The following is a 20,204-nucleotide window of genomic DNA, read 5'->3' as shown; positions in this document are numbered from 1 at the left end:
AACTCAAAATAGCGTCATTTTTTTACACTTTCCCCACTCCGCTTTAACTCGGTATCTGTAATACTGCTCCGACATTGATTTGAAGTTGATCTGTGTTAGAAAAGCAGCGCATAAAGCGCGTGATTGGGGGAGAAAAGATGAGTACATTTGTAAAGTTGACCCTAGCGGGCACCTTAGTGGTATTAGCCATACTTGCCGCTGGCATTTACCGTTTCAACATGACCAATGATGATATTTTTATGGTGATGGAAGACGGTGGGGTGATGCAATACGATGAGGCTATGGCGAAGAAACACGCCGATGCGGTGGAGAATGAGACGCTAAATACTCCCGAGTTTGCCGTACCCAGTGAGATAAAACCTGTGGCAAATGCCTCGGAGGTTATGGGTAAACTCTTTAGTTTAAATACCGCGAACCCCTTCGAAGTCAAATTACCAGAGGGGAATAAGTCTGTGGTGTTAACCCATTTTATCAAGATTAAACAAACGGAATTTGCCATGGGTGATTATCAGGATGATGAAGTGAAGGGCCGGGTCTTGCTCGATTATATGCGTATTACGCCACTCAACTTCGATCCCGCACTCAATCCCGATACTGAAAATCAAGCACCCGTTCAGGATGATCCTAAAATGCAGGCCATGCCCTTTGTCGCGCCCTTTATTGTGACGACTCAAGGTTCTGGGGTATTTTGGTATCTTGGCTTGTTTAGCCTCGATTATGACCATAATACTCTGAATCATTTGGGCAGCGTCATGTTAGGAGATCGAATTGAAGTCGATAGTATTGAACCTGTATATCCCTTTGAATCACCATACAAAGTGACAGTGACTTATCGAGATAGGGCGCCGAGCCAAGCTATGTCTGAGGAGCCTAAAGTCGTTAAGACGGTTGAGATGACAGTGAGTGAATCCGAGATCAACTAGTGGAAACTTGGGTTATACAGGATCCTATGTTAAGTTATTTTTCGCTCGATAAACTCGCTTAGGTCCTAGATGTGATTTTGCGTTTATTGCTTTTTGAGAACCCAAACTTGGGAATACACAGTTCAAGATCAAAACAAGGAGAGTGCGATGGACGCAAAACAAATCACCGGAAAATTCGATGTGAAACTCACCCCCAGTAATACCTATGCAACTGGCGTTAATGGTATTGCTCTTGGCAGAATGATGTTAGATAAAACCTTTTACGGTGAACTTGAGGCTCGTAGTCAAGGGGAAATGCTCAGTGCGATGACCGCTGTAAAAGGCTCGGCGGGTTATGTGGCGATTGAACAAGTGGTGGGTAGCTTGTGCGGTAAGCAGGGCAGTTTTGTACTGCAGCATTTTGGTATTATGACCGATGGACAAAATCGCCTGATCTTAGAAGTGGTTCCCCATTCTGGCGCGGGTGAGCTGCAGGGGTTAACTGGCACTATGGCCATTAATATCGAAAATGGTCAGCATTTTTATGAATTCCAGTTTGGTTTTGAAACCCGCGCTGAGCCCGAATTTTAGCTTGTATCTGGCATTAGCTTTCATATCGTTTTTTTGTCATTGATGGAATTTTAGCTCGACGCTATTTTGGATGGGCTTGATAGAGCATAAACAGCCTCAGGGATGCAGGCTGGATTTCAATGTTAATATCCCTGCTCGAAGGATAGCCGAAAGGACAGTGTGTTATTGTTTTAACTTGGGTAGCCGCATTTGTCTTACCTGAATTGGAGAGACTGTAAGAGGGGATTAGTCATTTTTCGCTAAAAATCCTTGCAATACGTGTATATAAATCTTTCATCAATTTCTATAGGCAAACACCTATCAGCGAGTTTGGGTTGTTTAGTATCAAGGTCTGTTGCATTTGCATCACGCTAAATCGGCTGTCAGCTTGTTGCCAGCAGTATCATTGTCTCCTTGTAGGGCAGGGAGACAAGTCGTAGTGCTTCTTGCTCTGAAGGCACATTGGTATAACCCATGATTAAGCCATAGCGGCGGCTGGTACCGGCATACCAAGCGGATAAGGGAAACACCATCAGCTTATGTTCTTGCCAAATGTTGGCGAGCTTGCTATCTAGGGTGCCCTTTTTAAGTAAGGCGACAATGTGCATGCCACCGTCCGTTTGCTCAAATTCAAATATCCCTGGGTAGATTTGCTGCAGCGCGTTATACAGCATCATTCGTCTTTGCTGGTAAAGGGGGCGCATGGCTTTCAGGTGTTTGAAGAAATGCCCTTCAGCTAGAAAAGCGGTCAGGATCTTCTGTGGCAACAGTGGCTGGCCAGTTTCGACAATTTCGCCTGTTTCCACAAATTTGCCGATAAGGGCTTTGGGGATCACTAGATAGCTGACCCGCATCGATGGCATGATGGTTTTACTGAAAGTACCGACATAGATGACCCGCTCTTGGGTATCGAGACTTTTTAGCGCTGGCATCACCTTGCGGGTGTAGTGAAACTCGCCATCATAGTCATCCTCAATTATCCAAGCATCTGTATCTTGTGCCCACTGTAACAAGCGGTTACGTCGCGGCAGTGACAGAGTGACAGCCAGCGGGCTGTGATGGGATGGGGTGGTAATAACAAAACGGGCATCGGCGTGATTACGAATAAGGTAATCGACATCCAGTCCCTCGCTATCCACTGGCACATAATGCAGGTTAAGCACCATGCGCTTGAGCAGTTTTTGCCCAAATAAATAGCCGGGGTCTTCGAACAGCACTTTGTCTTTGGGGCTGGTCATCGCCTGCAGGATAAGTGCAAGGCTGTGTTTGTAACCGCTGGTGATAAAGACCTGCTCGGCAGCGCAATTAAGCCCGCGCGAGATATTAACGTAATTGGCAATAGCGTGACGCAGCGGTTCATATCCCATGGCTGAAGGAATGATCATATCTTCAGGACGCATAGTACGTATTGCCTTGCCTGATAACAGTAGCCATTTTTTGTGCGGAAAAACATCCAGCGCCGGAATGCCCAGACGCAGAAAACCTGGGGTGTCCCTCAGGTCGAGTAGCTCTTGCAGCTTTGCATCTTCAAGTGGCGGGGTCGCCGCTGTCGGCGTTTTCTGTATGTCTAGATCAGGATTAACTATGGTGCCCTTGGCGCCTTGGCTCACAAGATAACCTTCGCCAATCAGAATGTCATAAGCCGTCTCTACGGTTTTCTTTGCGACCCCCAAGTCCTGTGCCAGCACCCGGATAGAAGGGACTTTCTCCCCAGGCTTTAGGCTTCCCGACAGAATACTTTGGGTATAGCGCTGGTATATGTCTTTATAGCCCATTCAGATGTCCTACTCATTTTCATGGTTTTTGTACCTTTTTAATATGGCATATAAGGCTAGACTGAGCCACATGAACATCAGCCTTCGCATTGGAGCGATATATGAAACTGTTGCATCTTACCGTCAGCCCCAATATTGAAGGTTCATCATCGAGAAGGGTCTCAGCTCGTCTGTTGGCTCAGCTTAAAAGCCGTTATCCGCAGCTTCAGGAAAATCCTCTCGACTTATCGAAGCTGCCATTACCGCATTGGCCTATATCGGCATTACCGATTTGACCGTAATCCGAGTCGATGGCACTCACGATTTACTGAGTCGTGAAACCGCTTTGCCCGATGCACTGCAGGCCGTCGAGCTACTCGAACTGTAACGTTTTTTATGACCCCAGTTTTACCTATATTTAGTATCAGAGGACAAGAGCATGAGCAACCGAGTGAACCATTTCGTGACCGCCCCTAAGCTAACTCAAGCATTGAGTGAGGCCTCTATGGCCGGTTATAAGACATCAATCGATCCCTTGATTAAGAGCCTGATCGATATCCGCGCCTCGCAACTAAACGCGTGTGCTTTCTGTTTAGACATGCATGTAAAACAGGCAAAAATAAAAGGCGAACGTGAACTACGTTTGTACCATGTGGCTATTTGGCGCGAGTCTCCGCTGTTTACCGCCAAAGAAAAAGCGGCATTGGCACTGACCGAAGCGCTGACGAAACTCTCCGATTTAGGGGTGAGTGATGAGCTTTACCGTTCGACCCGAGAGCATTTCAGTGAGGTAGAGATATCAGAGCTGTGTTATCTGATAGGCATAATTAATGTGTGGAATCGGTTGCAGATTCTGTCGTTGGCGGAGCCGGGCTCAGCGGATACCGCCTTTGGCCTGAATAAGGCTGGTTTGAACTAGGCTAAAGTCGCAGTGGCAAAAAGAGGACCCAAGATCGTTTTTTTGCTGCTGAAAGGCCATTTTTTAATGGAGATAACATGAATATTTTTAAACGCTTAGGTGCATTGATTGTGCTATTACTCTGTTGGTCAGTACAGGCGCAGCAGCTGGATTACCGCGAGGTTCAACTGGGGCAGCTAGACAGTGCGCAGATTGTCACCCTTAGCAGCTTAGATTCAGGTAAACCGACTTATATCAAGTTCTGGGCGACATGGTGTCAACCCTGTATGCAACAGATGCCTCATTTTGAGGCGTTACAACAGAAATTTAAAAACAAGGTGGATTTTGTTGCGGTCAACATCAACATCAATGAAGAACGCGCAAAAATCGATGAGGTTATCGCCCGCTTTGGCCTGAGCATGCCAGTGTTGCTCGACAACGAAGGCCAACTGGGGCTTGAACTCGGGCTCGTTGGCACGCCCTATAGCGTGTTGCTAAATAGCGAAGGTGAGGTGGTGTACACTACCCACGAGTCTGACGCTAATCTTGACCGTTTTCTGAGCATGCTAGCAAAAGGTCATAAGCTGAGCTCTGCAACCACAAATGCCATTGGCGACGAAGAGAAACAGGCGCTACTGGCGCCTTGGCAGAAGGGTGAACATTTGCTGTTTTTCACCGCGACGTGGTGCGACTGGTATCTACTCGACTCTAGGCCTGGGATGGCGCAGCAATGTAAGCAAGTGCAGAACGGTTTAAATGGTTTGCAGCAGCGGTTGCCAAACAAGCCTTGGCATGGGTTTGTTAATCATCTATGGACTGACGAGCAGGCGCTGACAGAGTTCAACCAGCTTTATCACATGCAAGTGCCATTTAGCATAGATACCGCCGGTACTCTGTTTACTGAGTTTAATATCAGGAGCATTCCTATGTTGATCAGAGTCAAAGACGGCAAGGTCACGGCTCGTATTAGTGATTTTAGCAATCAGGATGTCGTGATTAAGCAGCTATCTACAGATTAAACAACGACCCACAGATTAAGAAATGTTCACGGCTGAAAGCATGTAGCAGCGATTAGCTATGGGTACTGCCAGGCAATAGAGGCCTTTCTGGGATTGCCTCACCTGTGACTAAATCGACTCGCGGGCATGACTGGAAACTAGGTCACTCCCCGCAAGTATGTCACCCATTAGTAAGCCATTGGGAAAAGGGATTTTTCCGTTGAGCCCCCAAGGATGGGTTTACGGCGTGCCACTGAAGCGACAGTGTCGAGCAAAAACTGAACTAAAAATTGAACCCCAAAAAGAGCAGGTTAAGTTTTTCTCAACCCGCTCGATAGGCGCTTATCAAATAGGACTAGCAGCGTTGCAATGGCTTCCAGCGTTGCAGGCTTACTGGAATGCTTACCCCTTGGGATAACAACAAGTTAATGCGTGCTTGATAGGCCGCACCTTGCATCAAATGTTTGGCTAAATCCACCGCATTGCGCTCGCGGTAATCATCTAAATAACTGCCCTTTGCCCAAGCGTTAAATGCGCCGAGCGCTGGGCCTGCCCAGATTTGGTAATCCATTTCGCGGCCGACTTCACCTGTGTTCGACCAGCGGCTCGACAGACCCAAATACCAGCGGAAAATCAGCGCCATCTTACGTTTGGGGTTATCCAGTGCGCGCTCGATTTGCTTAGGATCGCGCTCGTTAAAGTGGGCGACAGTGCCCGCCCAAATGTCATCGAGTGATGAGCGAAACACTTGCTCTTCGAGTTTTTTACGCTCGTCCGCGGGGATTGCATCAATCGAATCGTAACGGGTATAGATTTCATACAGCTTATTGGCGCGCATCGGGAATAGAGTACCGCGCTTAACCACTTGTAATTTCACGCCCATTTCGAACATATCGGCGGCAGGCGCCATAGTCACATCGGCCATTTCTGTGGTGGCGAGTAACTTACGTGTGTGTTCACTCGCGCCCGCTTCGACACACGCTTGGTTGATTGAACCTGTGACGATAAAGGCCGCGCCCATGTTGAAGGTGGCTAGTGCTGCATCGGGTGTGCCGACGCCGCCGCCAGCACCCACGCGGATGGGCGTTTTATATTGATACTTAGCTTGGATTTCATCTTTAAGCGCCAAAATCGTCGGCAATAGCGTCACGAGTGGGCGATTGTCGGTATGGCCGCCTGAGTCGGCTTCGGCGGTAATGTCGTCCGCCATGGGCACCAGTAATGCCATCGTCATTTGGTCTTGGCTGATAAGACCGTCACTCACTAATTGCTGGAGGATTTTGGCCGGCGCCGGCTCCATAAATTTAGTCGCGACTTCGGTGCGGCTGATTTTAGCAATCACTTTGTTGCCAATGACGATTTCGCCATGTTCGTCGCGGCTCAAACCTGCCGCGCGGTAATAGACGATTTGCGGTGTTAAACCTAAAAATGCCGAGGCTTCGACCGTACGCACTTTGTGTTTTAAGAACAGCTCAACGCTGCCGCGCTCTAATGCGGGCTCGCTCGGGCTGTGAATTAAGTTAAAGGCGTAGGGACCATTGGGCAGCGCCGCTTGAATGCGGGTAATGGCCGCTTCAACGCGGGATGGAATTAACCCCGCCGCGCCAAATGAGCACAAAATGCCCGCTTGGCCAAGGGCGATAACCAGTTCTTCCGAGGCAATACCGTTTGCCATAGCGCCGGCGTAGTAAGCGTATTTGACGCCGTGTACGCGGCGAAAATTACTGTCGCCTAAACTTTGGGTGCCAAGGGCAGGCGCAAAGGCGCTGACTGGGTGTGAGCCCAATGGCGCTTGGCTGTCACTGGTGGTCACTTCGGCGGTTTGCGCTATGCCTAAGCCTTTTTCACTGTGATTGACTAAGTAACAGGCTTGGCTTAAGTCTTTGAGTTTTTTGCCTAATGCGTCGATATCAAAGCTCAACTGCACATCACTCACTTGCCATGGCCAAGGGCTGAGTTTTTCGTTATTGCTATTAAATTGATCGAGAGTATGGCTAGTCATAGGTGTTCCCATTTTTTTGTGCCGTCTTGGTGATGTGGATAGCCAAGGCGGTGCAACTATTCGTTATTCGTATTTTTCTAACAGCGTAAACTCATTAGGCTTCTTCAATACAGATGGCGATATCTTTGACTTCATAAATTCGCAGGCCGTCTTTACTCAAGTTGGCATCGCCCATGATGATGCGTTTGCCATTGTCGTCTGTCACGCTGGTAATGTGAACATCCAGCGACATCTGCTTGTTTAATGGGTTAATTTGGCCGCGATACTTCCATTTGATATCCGATAATATCTGCCCAAATTTTGGATTTTTAAAGCCCGCGCCAAGGTCTTGGTCAATCGCGTAGGTTTGCATCAGCTCGATAATGGCTTCAACCCCTAATGAGCCTGGCATTACCGGATCTTGATGGAAATGGAATTGGAAAAACCAATCACTCGGGTCAATGGTGCGTTCGGCGTATAAATAGCCAAGGCCTGCTTTACCGCCGGCTTTCACTATGTCGGCCTTGTCGATAAAGTTAAGCTGACCACCCGCTAAACGGTAGTGCGGCTGGCCTTGTGGGGCGTTAAAGCTGCGATGCTGTTTATCTAACAGATTGATTTGACTATCGGCGGCTATACCATTTTGCACATGCCAAGGCTGTGTGATCTTGCCGTTGTCTATGCCAAGTTGGTTTTTCAGCGCATCGCCCTTGAAGTAACCAAATACCGCTTTACCTTGGTAGAAAGGCTCGCCATCGCAGCTTAATTCGAAGCTGAAATTCTGGATAATGTTGCTGCCTGCAATCACAGTCGATAACAAACGTGAGTCGTTTACGATTGTCTTGCCGCGTAAATCCACGTGGCGCAGCAGCTTACCGCTACCGTCTAAGTTACGGAAAAACAGCTCTTGGCCGGGAAAGCCCAAGGTCGTGCCCATATAGCCTGAGATAAAGCCGTTTGGCTGCAGTGATATCTCCATCAGCACAGAATAGGGCATCACGGCGTGATGGCTGTTTTTATCGTAATACCAAGCATTTGCAGGCACTTCATATTCGGCGATACACGAAGAGGGCTTTTTCAGCTCACCGCGTTTGCCGTCAATCGCAATGACGCGAGTCGTGAGCTGCAAGTCACCGCAGGGCGTGCGCGGTGGAATAAGGCCGCGATAGATGCTGAAATCGGGGCCGAAGCAGTTTTCGATATCGCCAGTGGCAAATTCGAACATGTGGTATGGCGTGAACGGCAGGGTGTCTGGCACGCGGTTGGCGTACTTTGAATCCGCAGGCGCGACTGGAGCAGCTACATGCTTAAGCGGCACTACGCCTTTGTTGGTTGGCGCGGTTAAATCGGGCAGCTGCGCCATCAGCGGCGCGGCTAATGATGCGGCTGTTGTCGAAACCAGCGTCGCAGCCGAAGCAGCATTTCTAGCCGCATTGCTAGTTGTGCTGGTATCGCTATCCGCAATATAGCGAGTGCATTCGGCTTCTTCTTTGATCATCACCCCAAGGTTTTGGAAATCCACCACCACTTTGCCATTGAGCAGAATATCGATATTTGCCTTAGCATACGGGCGCGGGCTCATGCCTATTTCGGTGATTTCCATGCGGTAGGTGAGCAGGCCAGATTGCGGCAAGACTTGGCCGCGACAGCGCACTTTTTGTGACGCATTTTCGAGTGGTTGGAAACGACCATTTTTGACGCCACCTTCTTCTGTACTGGCATGCATACCAATATGCAGCATAAAGAATTGCAGTAATTGACCACAGCCTTCGGCCATTAACGATCCCGCCATCACTTGGTCGCCCTTGAAATGACACGGGAAATACCAATGGTCGGCTTCGAGCTGCTTATGGCCTTGCACTGAGCCTAAGCCCCACGCGCCGCCATGCACCTCAAGATGGCTGACTTGTTCAATCATCAGGAATTTTTCGGAGGCAAAACATAAAGAGGGCTGCAACCCATATTGGGCTTGATGCGCCGCATGGGCACCGCCAAAACAGCCACCGATATCGGCGCTGAGCAGTTTATGGATTTGACTGTAATCAAATTGGTTTTGTGCGCAGTTAAGCAACGGAGTAAAGCGCGGCTTATTGGGATTATTGAGCGCAAGGTTGCGAGTTTTGATTTCAGCTTCGGTGCGAATAACGCCTTTGCCGTCGGCGAGTTCCTTGTCGGTGAAGAAGCCGGCGCAGCCGCCATCCATTTTCAGGATCAGCTTATCGCCCACAAAACATTCGTAGGAGAAGAAGAACAACAAGGTATCGCCATTGCGGGCAAAGTTGTTGATGGAAATGTCGTAGCGCAGGGTGTCGCCACCGCGTGGTAAGTCGCCAAGGAAGGTCAGGGTGCAATCGAGCAGGCGATAAACGCGCTCGCCCTTGTTTTCAAAGTCGATACCTAAGTAACTGATCAGCATCAAGTCGCATTGACCCGATTCGACCGCCACGGCCCAAGGGATTTGGCCATCGACCAAATACGGCGCGTCCACAGGAATATCGTATTCTGTGGTCATAGTGCAAGGCTGATATTGGTTCATCTGGGCGTTTAATTTCGTTACCCGAGATACCAGTAAATAGTCTGTGGTTGGCAGGCGTACACGGCGCGAATAGCTGTCGATAATGGCATAATCTGGGCCAAATACTTTAGCGATATCCCCTTCGGCGTACTCGACTAAATCCGCATAATCCCAAATGCAAGGCTTGCTTATCGGTGTTGGCGGCGTGTACTCAGGCACTTTTGCATGATTGGGATAAAGCACAGGATGTGGAAGAACCGCTGTCGCAGATGCCTGAACAATGGCTTGCTGTTGTACTGGTGCAGCTTGGCCATTGACGGCTAACTCGCTGGCAAGCTGGGCTTTCATCAAGGCATCGGCCAGTTTCAGTCCTTCAGCACGGCTTTGTAAAAAGGCTAAATGGGCTTCACGGGCGAGTTGCTGATTGCTTAAAAATGCCGCGTCTTTTAGCTCTGCTTGAGTGGCGTTTTTATTGGTGCTTAGGGCATTAATTGGCATGCTGCTTAATGTCTCTTTTTGTTGAGCCGTGGTTGGGCTGCTTGTTGCAAAGCTATTCGTGTCTTTGCTCGCTATTTGGGCCAAATGTTTGCGCTGGCTGCGCGCTGGCAATGCCGTCATGGCTCGGGCTTTTTGTTGTATAGCATCAAGGCCTGCGAGCGGCGTATCCAGGATATGCTGATAGATATCGCGGCCACCGAGCGTTACTTGTTTTATTAAGTGTTTTTGCTCAGAAAGCGTTAAGTCTTGCGCGAGTCTTTGCTGCAAGTTGTGCGCTTGCGTGGCACTTTGACTGAGCAGTAACTGCGCGCATTTACCTTGGCTAAAGGTGGCAACGAGCGCGTGCTGCTGAGCTTGAGAAGAATGCTTGTTAAGTTGCCCATGATTTTTAAGCTGAAGCAGCGCGCTTAAAATACTCGCCATTCCCGCCGCGGCAAAATTGTGGCCTAGGCTATCTGCGGCTTGGCTGCGCTCACTCACACTCGGCAGCAGGGTATTGGGTGCTTGCTCTGAATCGGCATGTTGCTCAACCGCAATACTGGTTTCAATCAAGCTAATCTGGCTGCTACTCACCTTGGCTTGAGTTAACAAGTCATCGCAAATTCGCGCCGTGTTGCTGTTGCCTTGTGGGTCACAAATCGCACCAAATACTTGGCCGCTGATGTGACCATAACAATTGCCATAACTGCTGCTATTGGCATCATTAAGTAGAACATTAGTATTTGAATTTTCAGCAGTGAGTACCAGCGCGCCGGCACCTTCACCGACTTTCCAGCCAGTGTCTGTTGCCTTCAATGCCACTGGCGATACGGCGTTTTTAAGCACCACTTGCTCTAGACTGCCACTTAAATCGACGGCGGCGATCACTACGGCATCTAAGGATTCTTGGGACAAGAGGTTTTCGGCCACATCGATACAGCGGGCGACTGACAATTCGGCCGCCGAAATGGTAAAGGCTGGGCCGTTAAAGTCCCACAGGGAGGCGATGCGTGACGCCATAATGTTGCCAATAAAACTGGTATATTGGTTCAGTTTGGCGGCATCGAGCACACTGTCCATGGCGATTTTTTCAAGGGCGATATACTCGGCTTGCGTGAGTGTTATCCCTTGTTTTTTAAGGCTGTCTGCCAGTTGAGTGTGCAGATTTACGCGGCCACGGAACTGGTGTAATTCGAGTTCGGTTTCCATTGCCACTAATACGGCCACCTTGCCGCCGGGTTTTAAGTTGGCATCACGGATCGCTTCATCGGCCACTTTGATCAGCAGCAGTTGCTGGGAGATCAGGCGGTCATCCTCATTGGGCGGCACTTTAAAGCGCAGGAAGTCAAAATCGAACTGGTCGATATACGCGCCTTGCGGTACAGCAGGCAAGCCAAAGTTAGCTAAGATCTCAGGATGTTTATCTAAGCCTTTCCAGCGTTTTTCAGGCAGTGGAATGAAGGCGTTTTGCTGAGAACTAATCGCGTTATCCAGTGCATTAATCGAAGATAAAGGCCCGAAGTGCGATGCTAAGCCAATGATATTTAATGGCGTGTGCTGGTAACTTACAGCGGCAGCGGCTTGTTCATTCTTTTTGTTTGTATTGGCAGCATAGGATTCCAGCAACAAATGCGCGTTACAGCCGCCAAAACCAAACACGGAAACGCCCGCGTGGCGGCGGTCATTGCCGGCTTTATCGGGCCAAGCATGCATTTCTGTCGGTAGATTTTTACCGCTAAACAAACCCTTAGGTGAGGATATCGGCGCCGATAAATTAATACTTGGCGGCAGTCGGCCCGAGCGCATGGCAAAAATCATCTTCATGATCCCCGGCATGCCAGCGGCGGTGAGTAAATGGCCTAAGTTGGATTTTGCCGAACCGATCAGCGGCACTGCAGAGCCCGCGAGTTTGTCCTCGAAGAAACGTTCCATCGAGGCGAGTTCGACCTTATCCCCAAGCGGCGTGCCGGTGGCGTGGCATTCAATCACTTCGATATTGGCGGGCAGTGTGTTTGCCGCACTATAGGCGCGCTCGAAAGCTTGCACTTGGCCCTTGCTGTTGGGGCTTAATACAAACTGGCCTTTACCGTCGTTCGACAAACCAATGCCGCTGACGACGGCATAGATGTTATCGCCATCGCGCTCGGCATCTTCTAAGCGTTTTAAGACTAAAACCCCTGCGCCTTCTCCGGCGAATAAGCCCTTGCTGTTACTATCAAAGGGCGCCGAAATACCGTGGTCTGGATAGGCGTGGAAAATCGAGAATCCCATATTGATAAAAAAGGGATCGGCGCCCGATACCGCGCCCGCTAGCATCATATCGGCCTTGCCTGTGGTTAGGTAATCACAGGCGAGTTTGAGCGCATAAACCGAGCTGGCGCAGGCGGCGTCCAGACTTAACTGAGTACCACCCAAACCGAGTGCATCGCTGACCAGCTTTGAGGCAGTGTGGGCAACCGCGCCATTGGCGATGTTTAAGGTTTGACTATTGGCATTGAAGTCGTTAACTGAGTTGCCAAAATCAGCCAGTTGAAACGCGCTTTGGTTAAGTTTGTTTTGCAGCGCCTTTTCAACGGTTTGATGATACAGAGGCAAAAACAGTTCGTTGGAGCGGGCGGTGGGGAACGACAAGGTTCCCATTACGACACCTGTGCGCGCCAGTACGGCATCGCTTGGGGTAATCCCTGCGTCTTGAAGGGCTTTACGACTGCAATCGAGTGCCCATAAAAAGCTTTCATCTAAACCGTCAAAGGCGGATTCAGGTAGTTGATAACCTTTGGCATCAAACTGGAAGTGTTGGATGTAGCCGCCTTTATCACAGTAAAAACGGTCAGACTGACCCTGCACACCTTGATAATCGGCGGGATTAGCATTGAGTTTTTCGCGGCTGATTTGAGTGCGTGAGTCTTTTTTATCCAGCAGATTTTGCCAAAAGGTTTGGGGATTATCGGCGTCAGGATATTGAGTCGCGAGACCGACAATCGCAATTTTTGACGCAATGGTAGGCACGGTAATTTTATCAATCGTAGGGGAATGCTGAGAACTCACTGGGGTTCTCCTTCTGGTAATACTGCTGATGATAAAGGGGCTGCGTTAGCACTTATTGGCTGAATGATCGGCGCGAGCGACAGCGGCACTCTGTGGCTTATTAGCTGAGCTAAACACTTGAGTAAGCTGGTAATCGCATCAGCACCTTTGGCATTGCAAGCAATTGCGGCTGTCGCCGCGTTCGCAGTGTTTTGGCTTGCGTGGGCGTGGCTAATTTTATCTATGAGTGTGCTGGTTTGCCTATCGGCGCCCACTTCTACAAATAGCCTTGCGCCTTGCTCAGTGGCATTTTGAATGAGCGCACTAAAGTCGAGTGGCGAACAAAAGGTATCAGCAATCGCGCGGCCAATGCTGTGGCTATCCACGATTACTGGCGCAGTTTGCGCTGCGCTGATAAAGCGAATAGGCAGATCTTGCGCCGCCGCTTTCAGCGCCTTAGGTTTCAGTGCCTCGGGTTTTAGTGCTTGAGTATAGAAATCTTGTACTTGCCCATGGACTAATATGGCAGGCGCGGTATGCATTGCCGTGACGCGATTGGCAGCAATCCCTCGCTTACCTAACTTGGCAAGCAGGGCTTTACAGCTTGTTTCGCAGCCGGCAATGACGCAAGTATCACCTTGAATGATGGCTAAGTAGGCGCGAGGGAACTCTGGCAATAATGCCTTGATTTCATGGCTACCTGAACGCACCACAAAGCTGTTCCACACTATGGCTTCATCATCCGCAAGCTGCCATGCTCGGCGCACTGCGGTTAGCTCGCCAGAAATGGCATGGTTGAAAATATCGCTATTTTCGGTGGCGTTGATCATAGCATGGGGCGTTTGCCACACATTAAGGCTTGCCCACATGGCGGCTTCGCCCATTGAGTAACCGAGCGCCATTTTTGGCTTAATATTAAAGACTTGGGTCAACAGTTTCGTGAATAAATAACTGGCACCCACGCCGCTAATCGCTTGCTGGCTTAGGCTCATGTTGGCCGCAGCTTTAACATCTGCGGCATAAATCAGCGGAGATTGCAGCATGGCGCTTAAATCGCCTTCACGTTCTAGCTGGTGATACAGCGTGGGGAAATATTCATGCAAGTTATTGAACATATTGGCGTAAACAGTGCCAACGCCGGGGTATACAAAGGTAAGTCCTGCATCCCCTAGCGGCTTAGCGGTGAAACAGCTACCCGCTGGCGTTTTAAAGTGTTGACCATGATGACGAACAGCATCACTTTCAAGCGCCGAAACCATAGCTTTGGCTTCCAGTTTGAGGTCATCAATCGATGCCGCCATCAAGACCAATGCCAGAGGTGCGTTGGCATCGTAGCGTTCAAACCAAGGTTTGAGTTGCTCAGCGCGAAAGTCAGCGTGCAAGCCGGCGCCATTTTCCAGTGTGCCCGCACCATTTTCTTGAGTGTTAACTAGTTGCAATACTTGCGCTATGAGTGCATCAATATTGTCAGCGCTTATCGGCACAAACAGCCGATTTTCATCAACAAGAGCTTTGGGCGCGATAGCTTGTGTGCCTTGGGTCAGCACAATACTTTGGTTTAGATGTCGAGGCTCATCCGTTTGACTTGACGTTTTTGCGACAAGATTTAGGCACAACACCCGCGCTTGATGTTGGTCGCTAAACCAATAACCCGTTTGCTTATTTTCCCCTTTTTTACCATGAAGCGGCGCTTGTGTTCGCGCAGCGAGGGCGGTTACGCCTTGGCGCAGCGCAACAAATGCCTCGTTGAGTGTGTTGGCGACAAGCTGATGCTGAACGGTTTGTGCAGGGCTGCGCTTTGCCGCCGCTAATGCCTTATTAGCAACAGCTGCCGCATTAGCAACTGCTTCCGTATTAGCAACAGCCGCATTCACGCCATTTGTTGCCTCATTGCCTGCGGCAAAGCCCGCAATAAACCCGTGGGCGTGCAGGCGCAGTTTGGCGGCGGTTAAACCATCGAGCAAATATAAAGACTGAGTCAAAGGCTGCGGCTGATTGCCATCATTGAATTTAAGTTCAACCAGCTTGCCTTGCTCAATGGCCGCCACAGCTTGGCTCAATAATGCAGTAAGCGACCTTTGCTCATGCACTATTGGTTCATGTGCTTTTGGTCCATGTGTTGGCGAGAGGTCGGCATCTAAAGCGCAAATCTGAACGCTTTCATGTTCCGCAAACCTCCCTAATATTTGGGCTGAGTGAGAGTCAAGGTTGAGCGCATCGCCAAGCAATACTGCAATACGCAGTGGCTTGGCGTTATTTGTCGTCGCTAAAGGAGAGGCTAAGTTCACTCGACTTTTGCCTCCACGCTTTCAATGCTTTTATTAGCAATTTTATTGGCAACTTTATTCGCTAAAAACGCACCGTTAAGGTTTTTGCTGATGGTGACTTTGGCGTTGCTCATTTTGCAGCTTAAGCGGCCATCTTGATGATATAGCGTGATATTGGCTTCAAGGGTGCGGCCAGAGTGTTTTACCACCTCGAGCACTAGATGACCTTTATCGCCAAAGGCAAATGGCGCATGGGAGATAAACTCACCAATGCTTGATGGCAAACTCGCCGCACCATATTTGAGTCTCGCCCATACCAGCATCGCCTGCAGCAACAAATCTTCCGCAAAAGCTTGTGAGCCTTTAGGGGTGAGATTGGGTGCAAAACTCCCGCAGTCCGCTAACGCAACATGGGGTAGGTTCACCTTGGCGACTAAGCTCGCATCGTCAAACTTCAACACTGACTCAATACCTTGCAGTCTTGGGCCGTGGAACAGCGTGCCATCGCTGTAAAGGCTGCCCGCGGTTGTGATGACAGAAAGTCCCGCTAAACTTTGCGCGTCAAAAGCAGTTGCTTTGTTCAAGCTGCTAGCCGTGTCATCAACCACTAAAATAGCTTGATATTGCGGACGACCTTCAAAGCTGATTAAGGCATTGAATGCTTGTGCATTATCCAAGGGCGTTAGCTCAAGTTCCAGCATGATGGGGGCTGCACTTTCTAACACTCCATTTTGTAACACGGCAGTGTCGAAAATAATGCCCTTCAGCAGCTTGTAGCTTTGCACTTTGACAGGCTGCTTAAGCACATCAAAGGCGGCTTCACGCATCCACTGAATCGCGCACACAGTTGGTAATACGGGATTACCATTAATGCAGTGATCTTCAACAAAGATCATTGCCTTAGGGTCCAGTGTGCGCTGCAGTGTTAGCGGTTGCGTGAAAGCGATAGCAGCAAGTGTTGATGCCAAAGCATGCGGATCCGACGCGTCAGTGGTCAGATCCGCTTCAGGCTTTTTTAGATTGCTACCTTGAGTTGCTGGTTCGTCACTTGGAACTGTGCCTTGCATATCAGTACCGACCAGCAATTGTGCGCCTGTGTTGCTCAACAATTGGCTAGCAAATAACTCAGCACCCGCCTTTAACGGGATCACATACACACCGCGATCGATAAACATCTTTTTCAGCGCAGGATTCACCATGCCGCCGTCCCACGGACCCCAATCGAAGCTCATCACCTTGGCATTAGGCAGTTGCTGTGCCAGTTGCAGTGCGGCTTTGTTGAGAATGTCGTTGGACATAGCGTAATCGCTTTGGCCGGTATTGCCGTAAAAACCCGCCGCCGATGAGAACAGAGCAACCAGTTTTAACTTATCTAAATCCAGTGCGGCTAGCAGATTGCTAATGCCTGTGACCTTAGTGCCATACACCCGTGCCAACTCATCTAAGGTTTTGTCTTGGATGTGTTTATCGGCGAGTACGCCCGCACCATGGATAATGCCAGTAATAGGCGATAACTCGGTGATCGGCACTATAGTGCTGGCGATGGCATCAGGGTTGTTAACATCGAGACTTAAGTACTCAGCGCTCGCGCCTACTGCGGTAAAGGCTGCTAGTGCTGCTGCAATTTCTAGGCTGCTTTGCACTGGCCATACTAAGGCATCCACTTGTTTTGGCGTGGGTTTCTCGCCAATTCCTTGTTTATTTAAGTTTTGAATATGAGCAATAGCAGCGGCTTTAAGTTCGCTGTTATTTTTACCTTGTGCCCAAGCGGGAATCGCTTGTTGGCTGCTTCTGCCGGCAAGGATAAAGTGCGCCTTGCTGCGTTTGGCCAAACTTAGCGCACATTCAAAGGTCACGCCTTTTGCGCCGCCGGTCACCAGTATTTTATCTGCACTCGTCAAGTTCGCCGCGCCGTGGCGGGTATCGGCCTTGCCTGCCACTAAGGTCACGCGCTCAAGTGCTTGGGCAGCGCCTTGGCTAACACCGACTTCCAATAGCTTATCGGTTGCAAATAGCTCTGCGATCACCGCATTGGCCAGTTGTTTGGCATCAAGTGCGGGCGCGATATCTAAGGCGCGGCAATGCACGCTTGGCCACTCGTGGCTCAAGGTTTTCGTTAGGCCTGCCAATGCCGCTTGGTTTAACTCGCTGCGGGCAATTTGGTTGTGGTTGAGGTAGCCAAATCCACCGTCGATACGACTGACGCTGATAAAGCTGCTTTGTCCCGTAATCAACAAAGGTTGCAAGTGTTTAGCGAACAAGAAGGCTTGCTCGACCGACGCTTTGGCGGCATTGGACAACACTAAACCTTTCGCATCGGCGGAGGTTTTATGTTGTGGTTGCAGATGAATAAAGCCTGCAACCGTACCTAACTTTTTGATCTCATTAATCACTGCGCTAATGCTAGCATCGTCAATCGCGGCCAAGGTGAAGCTGGCAATGTGGCTATCGAGGGGCGATGCACCTGTTACAAGGCTTTCTGGTGAGCGCACAACCGCAACCACTAGACCTTGAGCATGCAATTTCTCGGCAAGTACGCCAGCATTGTGACCATCATCAGCGATGATAATGCAGGCATCTTTAGCAAAAACGCGTGTTAGAGCCTTTTGCGACTCACCTTGCGCTGATAGTTGCGTTAGCTCAGCCGCCGCTGGCAACTTTTTTAGCACCACCTCACTGTGTGGGGGTAAATCATGTGGTGGCAAATCTATAGCTGGTTCAACTGCGACAGCGACGTTTACCACATTTGCCGCAGTATTCTGTCCTAACTTACCTTGCATATAGCTAACGATTTCACCTAAGGTGCGACACTCGGCCAGATCTTCAGGATTCAGCTCAGGTAAACCCGGCAGTTCGTCTTGCACTGTGCCTAAGATTTCAACGCGCTTGATGGAATCGATACCGAGATCGGCTTCCATATCCATGCTGAGTTCCAGCATTTCAGTGGGGTAGCCTGTTTTGTCAGCCACCACAGCCATCATAGTTTGTTGCACTAATGCAGCGCTTAAACCGTTGGCGGCAGGCGCGGCTGTTACCACTTGAGTGACTACATTTGCTGTTGTAATCGGCTTAGCAATAACAGATCCCGCAGCGGGCAGCTTGCTATTCATGTAGTCAACGATTTCACCTAAGGTACGGCACTCGGCCAAATCTTCAGGATTTAGCTCAGGTAAGCCCGGCAGTTCGTCTTGTACTGTACCTAGGATTTCAACGCGCTTAATCGAATCGATACCAAGATCGGCTTCCATATCCATGCTGAGCTCCAGCATTTCAGTGGGGTAGCCTGTCTTGTCGGCCACCACAGACATCATGGTTTGTTGAACAAGAGCAGCGCTTAAGCCGCTTGCGGCAGGAGCGGCAATGGTTTGAGCAACTGGCGCTGCTGTCGAAGCAATAACTCCCGCTGCTGGTAATTTGCTATTCATATAGCTTACGATTTCACCTAAGGTACGACATTCGGCCAGATCTTCTGGGCTGAGTTCAGGTAAACTCGGCAGTTCGTCTTGCACTGTGCCTAAGATTTCAACGCGCTTAATTGAATCGATACCTAGATCGGCTTCCATATCCATGCTGAGTTCCAGCATTTCAGTGGGGTAGCCTGTCTTATCGGCGACCACAGCCATCATGGTTTGTTGAACAAGTGCAGCGCTTAAAGCGTTAGATGCAGTAGCCGCAATGGTTTGAGCAACTGGCGCAGCTGCCGAAGCAATAGCTCCCGCTGCTGGTAATTTGCTATTCATATAGCTTACGATTTCACCCAAGGTGCGACACTCGGCCAGATCTTCTGGGCTGAGCTCTGGTAAGCCCGGCAGTTCATCTTGCACTGTGCCTAAGATTTCAACGCGCTTGATAGAGTCGATACCTAAATCGGCTTCCATATCCATGCCAAGTTCCAGCATTTCAGTGGGGTAGCCTGTTTTATCGGCCACCACAGCCATCATTGTTTGCTGTACTTTTTCAGCACTTAAACCGTTCATTGTTGGTGCCACAGGTGTCACTTCTGGCATCACCACAGCAGGCATGACTAATGCGGGTGCGGCAGGAGCTGCTGGCGCAACTTGTACTGTCGCAGCAGGTGCATAAGCAACGGGAGCCGTTTGCATAACAGGTGCAACGGGTGTGCTAACGGCTGGTCTCGTCGCAACAGCCTGAGCCGCTACTGGTGCGGCATTGTGTGCCACTGTCGATGTAGCAACAGGTGCAGGAGCCGGCGCAGTTGCTCGTGGCTGACTTGCAACCGCAGGGATGAAGTGAATCGGCGCATTGTTTAACATCGCCAAGGCCGCTTGGCTGCTACTGCTTTGCAGTTGCATAAATTCGGCGTGGCTTTGCAGGGTTTGCGCTTGATGCTGGTGGAACATCTCCATTGAGCGTTGCAGGCTTTCTGGGATTGCAATGCCAAGGCTCGCCATCTTGGCTTGTTCAGTCATCAGTGTCGTGAAGGTATCGCCATATTGCTGCGGGATAGCTAAAAACTGTTGATGTAACTGCGCCGCTTGAGATTGTGCGCTGAAAAATGCCGTTAACGCATCGCCGCTGACGCTTGCTGTGCTTGGGTTTAACTGCGCCGTCGCTTGCTGCTGGTGATTGCTTAAGCCTTGCGTAACGCTTAGGAGTTTTTGTTTCATTTCAACAGCTGCCACTTGATTCGCTTCCACTTCTATTATTTTCTCAACCACTTTTTCGACTATGACTTCTTTCTCAACAATTTTTTCGACTTCTCTTTCGACAACCGTTTCAACGATGCGATCCACATATTGCACTTGGCTAGTCACGCTGCCTGTGGCGAGGGATTTGGCCATCTTAGCTTGGGTC

General features: G+C 49.8%; 10 protein-coding genes. 5 read left to right on the top strand and 5 right to left on the bottom strand.

Going from position 1 to position 20,204, the window contains the following annotated elements:
• Positions 1-137 precede the first annotated feature (137 nt).
• Positions 138-923 carry a hypothetical protein gene (locus COW15_RS18840; RefSeq protein WP_293634968.1) on the top strand — a complete coding sequence of 262 codons (786 nt, stop codon included), beginning with the start codon at positions 138-140 and terminating at the stop codon, positions 921-923.
• A 147-nt stretch (positions 924-1,070) separates the two neighbouring features.
• Positions 1,071-1,493, top strand: a complete 423-nt coding sequence (locus COW15_RS18835) for a DUF3224 domain-containing protein (protein ID WP_293634966.1) — start codon at positions 1,071-1,073, stop codon at positions 1,491-1,493.
• Positions 1,494-1,855: 362 nt separating this feature from the next.
• Here the strand turns inward: COW15_RS18835 and COW15_RS18830 are convergent, their stop codons facing one another.
• Positions 1,856-3,247, bottom strand: a complete 1,392-nt coding sequence (locus COW15_RS18830; protein WP_293634964.1) for a PLP-dependent aminotransferase family protein — start codon at positions 3,245-3,247, stop codon at positions 1,856-1,858.
• 101 nt (positions 3,248-3,348) lie between these two features.
• On the opposite strand from COW15_RS18830, the gene COW15_RS18825 reads away from it, so the two are divergent.
• The 3 genes from COW15_RS18825 (at position 3,349) to COW15_RS18815 (ending at position 5,143) form a co-directional block, all read left to right on the top strand.
• Positions 3,349-3,522: an NAD(P)H-dependent oxidoreductase gene (locus COW15_RS18825; RefSeq protein ID WP_293634962.1), complete on the top strand. Its 174-nt coding sequence runs from the start codon at positions 3,349-3,351 to the stop codon at positions 3,520-3,522.
• A 143-nt stretch (positions 3,523-3,665) separates the two neighbouring features.
• Positions 3,666-4,145 (top strand): carboxymuconolactone decarboxylase family protein, encoded by a 480-nt coding sequence (locus tag COW15_RS18820; RefSeq protein WP_293634960.1) that lies wholly within the window; start codon positions 3,666-3,668, stop codon positions 4,143-4,145.
• Positions 4,146-4,222: 77 nt separating this feature from the next.
• The gene (locus tag COW15_RS18815; RefSeq protein ID WP_293634958.1) at positions 4,223-5,143 is read left to right on the top strand and encodes a redoxin family protein; all 921 of its coding nucleotides are present in this window, start codon (positions 4,223-4,225) and stop codon (positions 5,141-5,143) included.
• Positions 5,144-5,477: 334 nt separating this feature from the next.
• Here the strand turns inward: COW15_RS18815 and pfaD are convergent, their stop codons facing one another.
• The 4 genes from pfaD to COW15_RS18795 form a co-directional block, all read right to left on the bottom strand.
• Positions 5,478-7,124: an eicosapentaenoate synthase subunit PfaD gene (pfaD, locus tag COW15_RS18810; RefSeq protein ID WP_293634956.1), complete on the bottom strand. Its 1,647-nt coding sequence runs from the start codon at positions 7,122-7,124 to the stop codon at positions 5,478-5,480.
• A 94-nt stretch (positions 7,125-7,218) separates the two neighbouring features.
• Positions 7,219-13,143, bottom strand: a complete 5,925-nt coding sequence (locus tag COW15_RS18805) for a beta-ketoacyl synthase N-terminal-like domain-containing protein (protein WP_293634954.1) — start codon at positions 13,141-13,143, stop codon at positions 7,219-7,221.
• The gene (locus tag COW15_RS18800; RefSeq protein ID WP_293634952.1) at positions 13,140-15,410 is read right to left on the bottom strand and encodes a PfaB family protein; all 2,271 of its coding nucleotides are present in this window, start codon (positions 15,408-15,410) and stop codon (positions 13,140-13,142) included. The genes COW15_RS18805 and COW15_RS18800 overlap by 4 nt, the downstream gene beginning before the upstream one ends.
• Positions 15,407-20,204 (bottom strand): phosphopantetheine-binding protein (locus COW15_RS18795; protein WP_293634950.1); only part of this gene is annotated, 4,798 nt, incomplete at its 5' end. The genes COW15_RS18795 and COW15_RS18800, both read right to left, overlap by 4 nt.

It is taken from the genome of Shewanella sp. CG12_big_fil_rev_8_21_14_0_65_47_15 (assembly GCF_002783505.1).
Classification (GTDB): Bacteria; Pseudomonadota; Gammaproteobacteria; order Enterobacterales; family Shewanellaceae; genus Shewanella.
Note: the sequence above shows the minus strand (reverse complement) of the source record. Positions and strands in the feature narration are given on the sequence as shown.

What these genes read in the sequence shown, in the direction of transcription:
- COW15_RS18840 (WP_293634968.1), top strand. Translation starts at nt 138, where the DNA reads ATGAGTACATTTGTAAAGTTGACCCTAGCGGGCACCTTAGTGGTATTA.
- COW15_RS18835 (WP_293634966.1), top strand. Translation starts at nt 1,071, where the DNA reads ATGGACGCAAAACAAATCACCGGAAAATTCGATGTGAAACTCACCCCC.
- COW15_RS18830 (WP_293634964.1), bottom strand. Translation starts at nt 3,247, where the DNA reads ATGGGCTATAAAGACATATACCAGCGCTATACCCAAAGTATTCTGTCG.
- COW15_RS18825 (WP_293634962.1), top strand. Translation starts at nt 3,349, where the DNA reads ATGAAACTGTTGCATCTTACCGTCAGCCCCAATATTGAAGGTTCATCA.
- COW15_RS18820 (WP_293634960.1), top strand. Translation starts at nt 3,666, where the DNA reads ATGAGCAACCGAGTGAACCATTTCGTGACCGCCCCTAAGCTAACTCAA.
- COW15_RS18815 (WP_293634958.1), top strand. Translation starts at nt 4,223, where the DNA reads ATGAATATTTTTAAACGCTTAGGTGCATTGATTGTGCTATTACTCTGT.
- pfaD (WP_293634956.1), bottom strand. Translation starts at nt 7,124, where the DNA reads ATGACTAGCCATACTCTCGATCAATTTAATAGCAATAACGAAAAACTC.